Here is a 13023-nt window from a genome sequence, read left to right on the forward strand (position 1 = left end):
AAGAAAAAAACGCTTTACCTTAAAGCGCCCCATAACGTTCATTTTTTCTCTTTTATTTGGTAAGAACAACTACAATCGCCCTCGCACATATTTGCTAGCGTTTTCACTTCTGCGTTCGTAAATAGACGCTTATACATTTCTTTTTCATCTTCACACACTTGCGGGAATCTCTCGGCAATTTCCTTTAACGGACAGTTTTGTTTTTCAATTACGAAAGATTTCTCTCCATCTCTCTTTATTTGAACCATATAACCATTTTTCTCTTGCATAGCTGCTATCTCTTGCACTTTATATGCTAAATTCTTTTGATTACTCACTCTCTTTTGTAACTGTTCTTCCATTCGCTTCGTTCTCTCTTTTAAAACGTAACGAAGTATTTTTTCATCGCCCATTCGAGCTAAATCTTCTAGCATATCAATCGCAAATTGCTTATACTCTTTCGGGAATGTATCTTCTCCCTTTTCGCTTAATCCATACAAATAAGTTGGTCTTCCGACATGTTGCCTTACCATCTTAGAATAAATGAGTCCGTCTTTCTCAAGATTACTTAAATGTCTTCGAATCGCCATTTCTGTAATCTCTAAAACGTCAGCTAGTTCCGCTACCGTGTGCTCTCCCTTTACTTTCAACAATTGTACAATCTCGTCTTTCGTAGTACGTGCTTCCCCCATACTTCACCCTTCTCCCTTTTCTTTCTCACATACAATATAAGATCCCCAAAAGGCATTCTCTGGGGATCTTATAAGCATAATTATTCTGGTACAAATGCAGATACAGGTCCTAATTCCTTTTCTAAATAACTGCGAATATTTGCTGGGTACCTTTCTACCACTGCAATATGTTTTTGAATCGTCTTATATAATTCATCATGATTCATTTGAATATAATCTTGCGTAAGCATTTTTCGAAGAAGGATAATTTCTTTCATCCCTTGTCCATCTTCTTCACTTATCACTCGCTCGTCCATTAAAATATCAATAATATCTTCATAGCTTCCTGGATCGCGCATAATAAATCCATCAATCATCGCATTTCCTACATCTAATACACAATCAATAATAAGATGGGCTATGCGCTCTAATGCGTAAAATTCAAACTCGGTTTCATATATCTTTTTCTCTTGAAATGTACTTGTTGCTCGTTCTAAACATACTAGCATTTGTTCTATTTTCTTTCTGTCTACAAAATACATGAATGTCACCTACCTGGAAATTAAAGCATTTACATTTTAATTGTAACGCTTTCTTCTGAAAAAATCGACAATTTTTCGAATTCACCTTTTCTCCGTTATTTGTTATAGTTATATTTGTATGATTTTTGAAATTGGAGGAATGGAATCTTGGAACGTGAACTCGCACTAGAAATTGTCCGTGTAACAGAAGCAGCTGCCTTAGCATCCGCACAGTGGATGGGCCGCGGAAAGAAAAATGAAGCAGATGATGCAGCAACTACAGCAATGCGTGATATGTTCGATTCAGTAAACATGGCAGGTACAGTTGTAATTGGTGAAGGAGAACTTGATGAAGCACCGATGTTGTATATTGGTGAAGAACTAGGAACAGGTAACGGTCCAGAAGTAGACATCGCCGTTGATCCATTAGAAGGTACAAACATCGTTGCAAAAGGTCTTGCAAATGCAATGGCAGTTATTGCAATCGCAGACAAAGGGAACCTTCTTCATGCTCCTGATATGTACATGGAAAAAATCGCGGTTGGTCCAAAAGCAGCTGGTAAAATTAGCTTAGATGATCCAATTGAAAAAACAATTGAAATTGTAGCAGAAGCTAACAATAAAAAGATTCGCGATCTAACAGTTATCGTTCAAGAACGTGAACGTCATCAAGATATTATTGACCGTGTTCGTGCAAAAGGTGCACGCGTAAAATTATTTGGTGACGGTGATGTTGGTGCGTCAATCGCAACAGCACTACCTGGAACGGGTATCGACTTATTCGTAGGTATTGGCGGAGCTCCAGAAGGTGTTATTTCTGCAGCAGCATTAAAGTGCCTTGAAGGTGAAATGCAAGCTCGCTTAGTTCCAATGAACGAAGAAGAAGAAGCTCGTTGTCGTGAAATGGGATTAGAAGATCCTCGTCAACTTCTTATGTTAGATGACTTAGTATCTGGGGATGATGCAATCTTCTCAGCAACTGGTGTATCTGCTGGTGAGTTATTAGACGGTGTTAAATTCCTTGGCGGAGATTTAGCTGAAACATACTCTATCGTAATGCGTTACAAAACAAGAACAGTACGATTCATTAAAACGCATCACCATTTAGATCATAAACCACACTTAAACTTAGATATTTAATAAAGGAGCCATGTGTATGGAAGAACGTTTCTTTCTGTACGACGATACTGTCGCTACAAAAACTCGTTTCGTTAGCTTTATGGGAGAAAATGAGCGTCACGATTTAGCGCTATTATACTCCGATCGTCATTACGGTAAAACAATTGTCCTTGATATGCAACGCAATAAATTTGCAATCATCGGTGCTGACGATTTAAACGAACCAGGCTACTTAGAGCATGCATTTTCTATGACTGAAGAAATTGCAGAAGAACTACGCTCATTTTTATTTGAACTTATATAATTTATCGTATGCACCAGCTATTTTAGCTGGTGTTTTTTCATCATTAGTATTTAGAATTTTCAATCTTTTGTGTTATAATTAAGAATAAATCTATTTGGATAGAAAGGACGTTATCTACGTATGCCAACAACTACTTTGTAATGGACCAGCAATTGGATAGCATTACTCTCAAAAAAGCACCGTGCTTTTTCAAGGGAGTAGTCTGCCCATTCCCATTACAAAGGAGCGTATTGCATCTGTAGTATGATGTTTACGGAGGTTCCTCTTTGGGGACCTCCTTTTATTCTTGTCTTTTTCTCATGCCTTCATACTACAAGACATCCAAATAGCTGTATTACGTTCCTTTACCACTACTATAAGAGGTGAAGGAAAATGCAGAAAGTACAACTTTCTTGGAGTTTATATGAAAACGAGCAAAACACAATCGAAAAATATTGTAAAAATTGCAGACGTACTACCCTATTTACCGACACAAATATTCGTAGGCATAACGCCAACGGAAAAAACATATACCGCTTTGCCATTTATAAATGTCCGAAAGACCATACGTGGAATCAAAAACTTCGTATTTATAAAGCATTTACTGATCACGTTGAAACAGTCGATATGACGCAGCAGGATCAGCCAGAAACAACTACTATCATTTCCATTACGCAACATCAAGAAAGCGGCATAACCGAAATCACGATCGTATTAGATATTGTTTTCGGTTCCCACCGCATCGATAAAGCCTTATCCACATATATTTCCGACTGGAGCCGTACACGCATTGTGGATAAAATTAAAAATGGGGATATTCAATTAAACGGACAACAAATGAAGCCAAATACAATACTTTCTGAAGGCGATCATATCTCGATTTGTTTGTAAGCAAAAATATGCAAAAAATCCTCTTACAATTGTAAGAGGATTTTTTTATTTCTTCACTTTTCGTAATACAAAATGTGCGCAACCGAAGTTACAGTACTCGTATAAATACTCCGTTAACGTACTAATTTTCGTATCATATGTCGCACGTTGGTTACTATCATCAAAGAATCCGCGCAATCTAAGTTGCTCATATCCCCAGTCCCCAACGATGTAATCATATTTATTTAAAATTTCTGCATAGCGCTCTTTAAATGCTTCTTCACTAAAACCGTCACGAAAGTTTTTAATTACTTCGTACTGAACATTATTAATGCTCACCGTAGCATGAATCTCTTGCTTTTGCTCCATCATTAACTTCCTCTCTAAGCATTCTTCTTTTTATCGTATCACAAAGCATAACAACCAACAATTTCAAATACAAAAAATTGCAAATTAGTACATGCTATGGAGAAGGAGGTGATACATCGTGAAAAAACAAATTTTACTTTCCCTTCTCACTCTTTCCTTATTTGCAGGCTGCCAATCAGCGAACAAAGCTGAAATGGAACGTGAAGAAGGAAGCCGTGTTCTTGTTTCCAATAAAAACGACATGTATCATACGGAAAATACAAATACAAGACTCACAAGAGTCGGTTATTCTTCTAAACAAAAGCATGAAGTATCTAACAAACAAGTAGGGGCCATTAATCGCGAGAAGGTCGCTGAAATGATTACAAGCATGACAGTCAAACTTCCTGACGTTACAAACGCTGCTACACTCGTTACTGATGATGAAGTGTTCGTTGTATACCGTGCAAACACAACGGATCCAAAACTCGTAGCGGATCAAGTATATAGAGCTGCTTTGTCCATCGTTCCTCGCTATTATAAAGCATATGTATCAACAGACCAAAAGTTGATTTCTCAAATTCAAGGGCTTCAATCTGGCGCATTAAATGATACAGAATATACACAAAGCCTCGATATGTTAAAACGAGAAATGAGTAAAAATCCTCATTTGAACAATACGGGAGATCAGACTTTGAATGATATGATTAAAAAGTAAAACAGGTGGAGAAAATCTCCACCTGTTTTACTTTTTATTTTTTATTACGATCCGCATAAACCTCCATCGCATCACACATAAACTGCGCTAATCCCTCACCAAACTTATCGATATTTTTCGTAAAACGCTCATCAGCGACGTACATTTGACCGAGTCCTTTAAAAGCATCTAACGAATATTCACCGAAGTTTTGCAAGTAATCGTACCATACTTTAATAGCTGCCTGCGCCTCTTTAGAATCTGGTGCATCGTGTCTAAGCGTTGCTAAATTTCTATAAATAGCATTAAACTCCTCTTGGTTCTCTTTTGACATACCTTTTGCATATTCGTTCGCTTTATCTACAGCTGCGTCTCCCCATTTTTTACGTGCTTCTTCTTCATATGGGTTATGGCTGAAATCGAATCCTTCAAATTTCTCTTTATTCGTCATTTCAATCTCTCCTTTTGTATGCTGAATTGTTTTATCAATCGTCGCAATCACCTTATCTAATCTGGCACGCTTTTCAAGAAGCATCTTCTTATGAAGCTGTAGTGCCTCTTCGCGATCAAATGATGGACTCATGATAATCTCTTTAATTTTCTTCAAAGGGAAGCCAAGCTCTTTAAAAAACAAAATTTGCTGCAATGTCTCTAAATTTTCATTGGAATACAGACGATATCCAGACTCTGTCGTCTCGTCTGGGGTTAACAACCCAATTTCATCGTAATGATGCAGTGTGCGCACACTAATTCCAACTAAATCAGCTACTTCTTTTACTCTCATTGTCATTTGTATCTCCCCCTTAGTACATACGATAAAGTATGACGCAACGTTAGAGTCAATAAGTAAATTCATTTTCTTTCTAAAAGTTTCATCTCTCCCCTATTTCATGCATAATAGATATGTACATATATTAGAAAGCGGTGAAAGTATGGTTTCAAATACTGTAATTGCCAGCATCATTTTTCAACTCATTGTCTCGATTCTGGTCCCAATTATCGTACTCGTTTATTTCCGTAAAAAATATAATATGAATTGGAAAGTGGTCGGCGTTGGTGTTCTTATCTTTATCGGATTCACCCAAATTCTTGAAACACCATTCCACCTATTTATGCGCGGTAATCCAACAATCGCTCCATTTTTAGAAAATCCGTTTGTCTTCGCAATTTATGGCGGATTGACTGCTGGTATTTTTGAAGAATTAGGACGCTTCGTTGCCTTCTTCTTCTTACTAAAAAAATATCTAGAATATAAAGATGGCTTCGCTTATGGAATTGGTCACGGCGGAATTGAATCTATTTTAATTGGCGGTTTTTCTGCATTACAAGCATTAATCTTTGCTAATTCTATTAACGATGGTAGCTTCGCTCGACTGATTGAACAAAAACCCGAGCTTAGCATTTTACAGGACATGTTAATTCAGCAACCTGCCTACTTATACTTCCTTGGTAGCTTAGAAAGAATTATGGCACTCGTGCTTCAAATCGCCTTTACAATGCTTGTTTTATACGCAGTCAAACAGAAGAAATATATCTTCCTAGTATACGCTATACTATTCCACGCATTTGTAGACTTTTTCGCGGCACTTTACCAAACAAAAACAATCAATATCTTTGTTGCCGAAGGAATTACCCTTCTCTTCACAATTGGGGCTGTCGTTCTTATTCGCAAGATGAAAGCGAAATTAATGAGTGTGCCGGAGTAAAAAATAACCCACCGATTGGTGGGTTATTTTTTATGGATTGTCGCAATGGTGATAGCTTTTTCCTTCTTGCAGCTCCCTCTTTGTTTCTGCATCTATAACGATGTACTTATGAAACTCTTCTACTTCATTTTGAGAAAAGGAAGCGAAAAAATAAACTTGGCGATCAGGATGAACAAAAAAATCTTGAAGCATCACACTACTCCGACAACCCATGGTTGTTTTTTGTAGGAAAGAAAATTCCTCATCAGCCACTTCTTTAAATAAGATTTTTTTCCGAACACTATATGCTGCATTATTGTATTCTTTATAGATTTTCTTATCTAACTGTTTATAAAAAACATCCTCACTCACAAATGACTTATTTCGATTGCTTGGATAATTTAGTTTTTGATTCGACTCTGCATAAGTTGTGGACAAGTGTATAAAAAAACAAAGACTAAATACAATACATATCATTTTATTCATGATTGCACCTCAAATGTTCATTATCCACATTACTTTTCCACATATTTAAATCAATATGCTGTTTCCAATAAAAAGGAATTATTTCTACATTTGTCGAAGTATATAGCGTCAACTTGAAAGATGGGGATGAATTATGAAGAAAATTATTGTAATACGACATTGTTCAGCAATTGGGCAAAAACGTGATGATGAATTAACGACCGATGGAAAAGACCAAGCAAACACCCTTGCTATATTCCTCTTAGAAAATCATCTACAAATCGATCATATTATTTCAAGCCCATTTGTCCGAGCTATCGATTCCATTCGGCCCTATGCGCTCCAAGCTAACTTATCTATCCAAGAAGATGAACGATTAACTGAACGCATATTGAGCAACATTCCAATGGATGATTGGATGCAAAAACTAGAATCTACTTTTACAAATATAGATATTGCCTTTTCAGGCGGAGAGTCAACAAAACAAGCAACAGACCGGGCCCTATCGCTTATTCAAGACGTTTTACAATTAAACCATACGACAACACTACTTGTTACACATGGCAATTTACTTACGCTCATTTTAAAGCATTTTGATCATACGATTGGCTTTAATGAATGGAGAACTCTAACGAATCCTGATATTTACGAAATTACAATCGACGAACAATGTATCATAAAACGCTTATGGGAAGCATCGTCCAAGTAATATCCCTTTCCAAAACATTCAGTTGACGCCACGAGAAGAGACTGTTCTAACAATAGAAAGGGGTATCATTTCATATGTACGAAGACGTACTTGCTTTACTACATAAAACAAATGTTTCTTATGAAAAATTCGAACACGAACCAGTACTCGATTATGAGACCGATCGGATCGTACGCGAGAGACTTGGCTTACAAGGCACTCCAAGTAAAAGCTTATTTTTAAAATCAAAGTCTGGAGATTATTACGTATTTTTTACGTTAGAGGGCACAAGGCTCAACCGGGGAGAGATGAAAGAACTATCAGGAGAACGCTTATCTCTCTGTTCTCCTGATGAACTGCGAGACAAAACTGGTTGTACGCCGGGATGTGTGGCTCCTTTCGGATATTCACACGATGTAACAATTATTGTGGATAACGCTATTTATACGTACGATAAAATTTTAATTACACCTGGTGTTCCTGAATTTACAATTGAATTATCCACAGAAGAATTAAAAAAGATTTTATTAACATGTCCAAATACCGTTTTAGAGTACAAACAAAAAGAGAGCTAATCATTAGCTCTCTTTTTTTCATTATTTAGCTTCTGCTGTTTTTTCTTTTGCAGAACGTACTTGCTCGTCCGCATGGTAAGAAGAACGCACAAGTGGGCCAGCTTCACAGTGGCTAAATCCTTTGCTAAGTGCAATTTCTTTAAGCTCTGCAAATTCTGCTGGTGGGTAATATTTAAGAACTGGTAAATGCTTCTTAGATGGTTGTAGGTATTGCCCAAGAGTTAAAATATCCACATTGTTTGCACGTAAGTCATCCATTGCTTCAATTAAATCTTCTCTCGTTTCACCTAAGCCCACCATAATGCTCGATTTAGTTGGAATATCAGGCTGCATTTCTTTCGCTCGACGTAAAAACTCTAATGAACGTTCATATTTTGCTCTAGCGCGAACTCGGTCAGATAATCGACGTACTGTTTCAATGTTATGGTTTAAAATATCTGGTTTTGCATCCATTAACATTTTTAAGTTTTCTTCTACTCCACCCATATCAGATGGTAATACTTCGATAGACGTGAATGGGTTTTTACGACGTACTGCGCGTACTGTTTCAGCAAAAACAGCTGCTCCCCCGTCCTTTAAATCATCACGTGCAACCGCTGTTATAACAACGTGCTTTAAGCCCATTTGTACTACTGAATCTGCTACGCGTTCTGGTTCTTGTAAATCAAGCTCAGTTGGTAAGCCTGTTTTAACCGCACAAAAACGACAAGCACGTGTACAAACCGCACCTAAAATCATAAATGTTGCTGTTTTTCTTACAGCCCAGCATTCATGAATATTCGGACATTTTGCCTCTTCACAAACGGTATGAAGATTCTTAGAACGCATCATTTTCTTTAAGCCTGTATAGTTTTCATTCGTGTTTAACTTAATTTTCAACCATTCGGGCTTGCGCTTATATTCTGTTTGTTTTGTCATGGTTATCAACTCCGCACAATATGAAATAGTTTACCGTGTTCGCTTCTTTCAATGTAACATATCTATTCTAACGTATGAAAGCGATTTGCTCAAATGAAGATTCTAAGATTTTTTCCAATCGTTCCCTATAATGAAATACTCCGTATATCCCACACTAAAAAGAGTGATGTTGTGAAAGGAGTCTATTTCATGCTTCGAAAAATTTCTCTTTTGCTTTCTATTTGTTTTCTTCTCCACCAAAACATCGCTTACGGTGAAGATAATCAGCAAAGCATATACGAAAAGCGCATGGCACTATATAAAGAAACCGAGCAGTCTTCAGGCATTCCATGGTATTACTTAGCTGCAATGGATCAATATGAAAGAAATATACGGAGCGTAAGAAAAGATATTCCGAAAAAACCAGATGCCATCATTTCCCTTTATTTCAAACCAGAAATATGGGCTGGACCTATTAATAGTAACGATACTCTCCCCCATACAATTTCTCTATTTGGCGGAATAGGTTTAGATGGTGACAAAGATGGATTTGCAAATGCAAATAGCGACCGTGATCTTCTGCATACCGCAGCGACTATTTTAAGGAAACAAGGAACGTCAGAAGACCGTATTAAAATTATGCTCTGGGAATATTATAGACGTGCAAAAACAGTTGATTTAATTAGCGAATATGCCCAAATTTATAAACATTATGGCCGTATTAATTTAGAGGGAAATGCTTTTCCTCTTCCGATCCGTAGTGACCATAGCTACCGTAGTACTTTCGGCGCTGGAAGAAGTTTTGGCGGCAGAAGGATTCATGAAGGAACAGATATTTTCGCCGGATATGGCGTGCCAGTAAGATCGACTTGCTATGGCATTATTGAAACGAAAGGTTGGAACCGCCTTGGTGGATGGCGCATTGGTATTCGCGACCTTCATAACAATTACCATTATTACGCTCATTTAGGCGGGTTCTCAAAAGAAATACAGCTTGGACAAATTGTTGAGCCAGGGAAAGTAATCGGATTTGTTGGTAGCACTGGTTATGGACCTCCTGGTACAGCCGGAAAATTTCCGCCCCACTTACATTTTGGCATATATAAAGACAATGGCTATACAGAATGGGCCTTCGATCCATACATGCATTTAAGCCTTTGGGAACGCAAAGAACGAGCAAATACAAAACGATAACCGTAGCTGCATTGCTACGGTTATTTTTTATCCATTAAAAACCTGGCTGATCCGGGTTTCACTTTATTTACAACTAACTATCTGTTTTCTTTTTATCAGGTACAGCAACACTTCCACTTCCATAATACGTAGGCACTTCCCCTTGAACGATACGCGTCGCAATCGGAACATTTTGTTTCACCGTTATCTCTTTCGTATGAAATGGAATAATTACTTGCAATGTTACTTCCATTTCCATAACAATTTGAATTGCTGTAGTATTAATCCCATGCGGCTCAATTTTTTGTTTAATATCTGTATTCACATGCCCAATTGGCGTGAAATGAATCGGAATATCTGGTCCTATATTACCAAGAAGCGCATTATCAGTTACACGCCCAAAAGGAACTGCCATAGTCGCCCCGTTTTTTTCAGAAATACCTAGCTCCTTCAACTTCCCTTGTTCTACTTGCTGCAAATATTTTTCTATGTACGTGGTCGTTGACGTTACGATTTCATTTACTTGCTTTGTATTTAAATTAATTGTAGATACTTTTCCGTTTTTATCATTCTGTACTTTCATTAATGAATCTACATCGAATCCTTCATTAATTCGATCCTTTACTGCCTTCGTCATAATTGCCGTCGCCATTTTATGCGTCTCTACTTCCCCATATTTAATTAAGGTCGGCTGAATATTATTATTCACAATCCACAACCCTTGCGTAAGTAATATAATAAAAAGAATAAACGACATAAGCAGTATATACCGAAAGGCAATAGGTCCCCTTCGAAACCGCGAGTTTTTCGAGCGAAATATACTCATAAAAAAACCTCCTTCTTATATCATTTCTATGCAAGAAGGAGGGACGATATATGCTTATCTCATTTTTAATAATGCTTCTTTTCCAATCGTTCCTGCTGGAATGCCTAATGCTTCAGCTCCAGTCGTTACCGATTCTAGCGGCGCTTCAAGAAGTTGTTCAATCGTTCTTACACCAACCGCACGGCCAGCAATAATTCCTCGATCACCTAACTTCTCATTTAAAAGACCTACATCTAATGCACCACACATAATATATCCTTTATCGCTCATTACAGCTAGCAAATTTGTCTTTGGAAGTTTCACGCTAACCGCAATAAACGTATAATTATCAATTATAATTGGCTCCACATTAACCATAGTTCACACTCCTCTCTTTCTTATCTGTATGACAAGAGAAAAATGAGTGTTACAAGTTAACTAGCCTATAGTTTAACGGAAGAAGTATAAGTTATTAACATATCTGTTAACACATCTCTAAGTAGTTCTGGCATATAATATTGTTTGTCAGAAAGTGTGGATAGCTCTGGGTATAAGTAGCCAAATGTAAACATATCAATTGTTCCTACTGTATATATACGATCTAATTCCAGCGATTCCCCGTTAATTAATACATCTTCGAGTAAAATTTTATTCCCAGGAATCGTATCTGGAATTACTTCTACACCCGCGTAAATCATTTTCCCCATCACTTTCCCACGAAATCCGAATCCTTTCACCTCAAGATTCTCCATATTCGGCTTACGTGCTTTCAAAATAACTTCTCTTAATATCTTTCCTGGAACTTTCAAAGCACACGGATTAATTGGATGTGGACAAATTCTGTGAATATCTCCGCGCGTTACGACACCCTCTTCTAACCCTTCAAGAAGTACACCAGCATTCACCATGCCAATTTCTGCACCGCACCATGTTTTCAGCGCACTTGCTAACATATAAGAAAACGGCGTCTCATGAAACCAATCAACCTGTAATGACTCTTTTAAATGAACGACAGGCTCTGCCATTATATGCTTACTTTCTTCCTGCAGTATTTGAATTGTGGATAACGGCTCGCTATAAGCACCTAACCGTTCCGTCTTAATCGCTCTACCGTCCTTTTTCAACAGCTTCTTCGTCTCTTTATCCACAGTAAGCTGCACGTGCCCAACGTAACGTCCCCACTTTTCACAGCAACAAAGTAAAGTATTATTCATTAGAACACCACGCTCAAATAAATGATGCGTATGTGCCCCTAAAATAACATCTATATCATAATGCTCTGCCATATACTCATCCATACTTTTTCCAAGGTGAGAAAGGACAACTGTTATATGAGCTTCATCTCTCACTTCTTCTAAAATAGACTCTAAATGGATAAGCGGATCTTCAATATGCCAATCGAGCATTTGATAAAACTCTGGATACGCAACAGTTAACCCGATAAAAGCAATCGTAATCCCATCTGTCGTTGTATGTAATTTATAAGGCTTTGCCCATGATGGACGTACACCTTCTTTTTCAAATAAATTTGCGACAAGTACTTCAAATCCAGCATCATCATAGAGCCGATTTAAATGCTCTTTCGCTAACGTAATGCCTTCATTATTTCCGATCGTTACATAATCATATAACGCCTCATTTAAAAGCTTCGTATTCCCAAGCCCATTTGTCGCTTCCGAAATACTATGAAAACGATCCACATGATCGCCGATATCAATCGTCAAAACCGTCTCTCCCGCTTCCTGTCTTCGCTTTTTCTCCCCTAGAACAAACCGAGAAATTTGCGGCCAATTTTCAAAATGACTATGTATATCGTTTGTATGATAAAGGTGGATGATTGTTTCTTTATTTGTATTCAGAGAAAAAACCTCCTCTCAGTTCCTTACTGCCATTTACGCTATGCGCACACAATAATCCTGTAAATACTTTTCGTCTTTTCTTGCTATTTTACATTGTACTCGCATTGTGAGAAAAAGCAAAAGATTGTCCTTTTTATATGAGAAACTTTTGCTAATGCAGGAAAGAATTCCAGATAGTGGAGGGAGGGGTGGATTTGTCAAAAAGTTTAATAGAGAATTCAGTGGGTGGTTGTTCAAGTGGATTTGTCAGTATCTTTGTCTTAAACCTAGTCGTTCTCTGTTCTTATAAAATATTTGGGGTATGTGAGGATTTTCTTTTGTCTTATCTTGTCGACAGATCGATATTCCTTGTCGAAACGTTGATATATTGAAATAATCGTTGATATAT

At 37.4% G+C, this 13023-nt stretch carries 17 protein-coding genes; 8 read left to right on the top strand and 9 right to left on the bottom strand.

Annotated features, from left to right (window positions below):
- Positions 1–38: 38 nt before the first annotated feature.
- Positions 39–671, bottom strand: coding sequence for a helix-turn-helix transcriptional regulator (locus ACTL4X_RS25095; protein ID WP_000503345.1), 633 nt, complete (start codon positions 669–671; stop codon positions 39–41).
- 80 nt (positions 672–751) lie between these two features.
- Complete coding sequence (locus ACTL4X_RS25100; protein WP_025686790.1) at positions 752–1192, bottom strand: DUF86 domain-containing protein; 441 nt, start codon at positions 1190–1192, stop codon at positions 752–754.
- 147 nt (positions 1193–1339) lie between these two features.
- Between ACTL4X_RS25100 and glpX the strand changes: the two genes are divergently transcribed.
- From glpX to ACTL4X_RS25115, 3 genes are all read left to right on the top strand, one after another.
- On the top strand, positions 1340–2311 hold the full coding sequence (glpX, locus tag ACTL4X_RS25105) for a class II fructose-bisphosphatase (RefSeq protein ID WP_000439090.1): 972 nt from the start codon (positions 1340–1342) through the stop codon (positions 2309–2311).
- Between the two features lie 16 nt (positions 2312–2327).
- A complete protein-coding gene (locus ACTL4X_RS25110; RefSeq protein WP_000392606.1) occupies positions 2328–2594 on the top strand; it encodes a DUF3055 domain-containing protein in 267 nt (88 codons plus the stop codon).
- Between the two features lie 372 nt (positions 2595–2966).
- Positions 2967–3464 carry a cytoplasmic protein gene (locus tag ACTL4X_RS25115; protein WP_151640303.1) on the top strand — a complete coding sequence of 166 codons (498 nt, stop codon included), beginning with the start codon at positions 2967–2969 and terminating at the stop codon, positions 3462–3464.
- Positions 3465–3509: 45 nt separating this feature from the next.
- Here ACTL4X_RS25115 and ACTL4X_RS25120 read toward each other — a convergent pair whose 3' ends face one another.
- The gene (locus tag ACTL4X_RS25120; RefSeq protein ID WP_000435943.1) at positions 3510–3812 is read right to left on the bottom strand and encodes a YutD family protein; all 303 of its coding nucleotides are present in this window, start codon (positions 3810–3812) and stop codon (positions 3510–3512) included.
- 118 nt (positions 3813–3930) lie between these two features.
- On the opposite strand from ACTL4X_RS25120, the gene ACTL4X_RS25125 reads away from it, so the two are divergent.
- A complete protein-coding gene (locus tag ACTL4X_RS25125) occupies positions 3931–4509 on the top strand; it encodes a YhcN/YlaJ family sporulation lipoprotein (RefSeq protein WP_000744132.1) in 579 nt (192 codons plus the stop codon).
- A gap of 34 nt (positions 4510–4543) precedes the next feature.
- On the opposite strand, the gene ACTL4X_RS25130 is transcribed toward ACTL4X_RS25125, so the two are convergent.
- The gene (locus ACTL4X_RS25130) at positions 4544–5278 is read right to left on the bottom strand and encodes a MerR family transcriptional regulator (RefSeq protein ID WP_000178781.1); all 735 of its coding nucleotides are present in this window, start codon (positions 5276–5278) and stop codon (positions 4544–4546) included.
- A 100-nt stretch (positions 5279–5378) separates the two neighbouring features.
- On the opposite strand from ACTL4X_RS25130, the gene ACTL4X_RS25135 reads away from it, so the two are divergent.
- Positions 5379–6194: a YhfC family intramembrane metalloprotease gene (locus ACTL4X_RS25135; RefSeq protein ID WP_002164635.1), complete on the top strand. Its 816-nt coding sequence runs from the start codon at positions 5379–5381 to the stop codon at positions 6192–6194.
- A 30-nt stretch (positions 6195–6224) separates the two neighbouring features.
- Here the strand turns inward: ACTL4X_RS25135 and ACTL4X_RS25140 are convergent, their stop codons facing one another.
- On the bottom strand, positions 6225–6659 hold the full coding sequence (locus ACTL4X_RS25140) for a hypothetical protein (RefSeq protein ID WP_001038433.1): 435 nt from the start codon (positions 6657–6659) through the stop codon (positions 6225–6227).
- A gap of 133 nt (positions 6660–6792) precedes the next feature.
- Here ACTL4X_RS25140 and ACTL4X_RS25145 point away from each other — a divergent pair, with 133 nt between their 5' ends.
- Positions 6793–7347: a histidine phosphatase family protein gene (locus tag ACTL4X_RS25145; protein ID WP_441394965.1), complete on the top strand. Its 555-nt coding sequence runs from the start codon at positions 6793–6795 to the stop codon at positions 7345–7347.
- A gap of 74 nt (positions 7348–7421) precedes the next feature.
- Positions 7422–7901: a YbaK/EbsC family protein gene (locus tag ACTL4X_RS25150; protein WP_000272746.1), complete on the top strand. Its 480-nt coding sequence runs from the start codon at positions 7422–7424 to the stop codon at positions 7899–7901.
- A 21-nt stretch (positions 7902–7922) separates the two neighbouring features.
- Here ACTL4X_RS25150 and lipA read toward each other — a convergent pair whose 3' ends face one another.
- Positions 7923–8819 carry a lipoyl synthase gene (gene lipA / locus ACTL4X_RS25155; protein WP_000166372.1) on the bottom strand — a complete coding sequence of 299 codons (897 nt, stop codon included), beginning with the start codon at positions 8817–8819 and terminating at the stop codon, positions 7923–7925.
- 189 nt (positions 8820–9008) lie between these two features.
- Here lipA and ACTL4X_RS25160 point away from each other — a divergent pair, with 189 nt between their 5' ends.
- Complete coding sequence (locus ACTL4X_RS25160; protein WP_000944663.1) at positions 9009–9992, top strand: M23 family metallopeptidase; 984 nt, start codon at positions 9009–9011, stop codon at positions 9990–9992.
- 73 nt (positions 9993–10065) lie between these two features.
- Here the strand turns inward: ACTL4X_RS25160 and yunB are convergent, their stop codons facing one another.
- The 3 genes from yunB to ACTL4X_RS25175 all read right to left on the bottom strand — a co-directional run bounded on the left by yunB (position 10066) and on the right by ACTL4X_RS25175 (position 12635).
- Entirely contained in the window at positions 10066–10797 is a 732-nt protein-coding gene (yunB, locus tag ACTL4X_RS25165) for a sporulation protein YunB (protein ID WP_000021800.1), read from the bottom strand.
- A 54-nt stretch (positions 10798–10851) separates the two neighbouring features.
- Positions 10852–11154 carry a YunC family protein gene (locus ACTL4X_RS25170; protein WP_000248466.1) on the bottom strand — a complete coding sequence of 101 codons (303 nt, stop codon included), beginning with the start codon at positions 11152–11154 and terminating at the stop codon, positions 10852–10854.
- 65 nt (positions 11155–11219) lie between these two features.
- Positions 11220–12635 (bottom strand): bifunctional metallophosphatase/5'-nucleotidase, encoded by a 1416-nt coding sequence (locus ACTL4X_RS25175; protein ID WP_318826087.1) that lies wholly within the window; start codon positions 12633–12635, stop codon positions 11220–11222.
- Positions 12636–13023 lie beyond the last annotated feature (388 nt).

The organism is Bacillus sp. RE35 (assembly GCF_052146655.1).
GTDB classification, from domain to species: domain Bacteria; phylum Bacillota; class Bacilli; order Bacillales; family Bacillaceae_G; genus Bacillus_A; species Bacillus_A cereus.

Bases quoted from the DNA above. Each gene is read 5' to 3' on its own strand.
- ACTL4X_RS25095 (WP_000503345.1), bottom strand. From the start codon at position 671: ATGGGGGAAGCACGTACTACGAAAGACGAGATTGTACAATTGTTGAAA.
- ACTL4X_RS25100 (WP_025686790.1), bottom strand. From the start codon at position 1,192: ATGTATTTTGTAGACAGAAAGAAAATAGAACAAATGCTAGTATGTTTA.
- ACTL4X_RS25110 (WP_000392606.1), top strand. From the start codon at position 2,328: ATGGAAGAACGTTTCTTTCTGTACGACGATACTGTCGCTACAAAAACT.
- ACTL4X_RS25115 (WP_151640303.1), top strand. From the start codon at position 2,967: ATGCAGAAAGTACAACTTTCTTGGAGTTTATATGAAAACGAGCAAAAC.
- ACTL4X_RS25120 (WP_000435943.1), bottom strand. From the start codon at position 3,812: ATGGAGCAAAAGCAAGAGATTCATGCTACGGTGAGCATTAATAATGTT.
- ACTL4X_RS25130 (WP_000178781.1), bottom strand. From the start codon at position 5,278: ATGACAATGAGAGTAAAAGAAGTAGCTGATTTAGTTGGAATTAGTGTG.
- ACTL4X_RS25135 (WP_002164635.1), top strand. From the start codon at position 5,379: ATGCATAATAGATATGTACATATATTAGAAAGCGGTGAAAGTATGGTT.
- ACTL4X_RS25140 (WP_001038433.1), bottom strand. From the start codon at position 6,659: ATGAATAAAATGATATGTATTGTATTTAGTCTTTGTTTTTTTATACAC.
- ACTL4X_RS25145 (WP_441394965.1), top strand. From the start codon at position 6,793: ATGAAGAAAATTATTGTAATACGACATTGTTCAGCAATTGGGCAAAAA.
- ACTL4X_RS25150 (WP_000272746.1), top strand. From the start codon at position 7,422: ATGTACGAAGACGTACTTGCTTTACTACATAAAACAAATGTTTCTTAT.
- lipA (WP_000166372.1), bottom strand. From the start codon at position 8,819: ATGACAAAACAAACAGAATATAAGCGCAAGCCCGAATGGTTGAAAATT.
- ACTL4X_RS25160 (WP_000944663.1), top strand. From the start codon at position 9,009: ATGCTTCGAAAAATTTCTCTTTTGCTTTCTATTTGTTTTCTTCTCCAC.
- yunB (WP_000021800.1), bottom strand. From the start codon at position 10,797: ATGAGTATATTTCGCTCGAAAAACTCGCGGTTTCGAAGGGGACCTATT.
- ACTL4X_RS25170 (WP_000248466.1), bottom strand. From the start codon at position 11,154: ATGGTTAATGTGGAGCCAATTATAATTGATAATTATACGTTTATTGCG.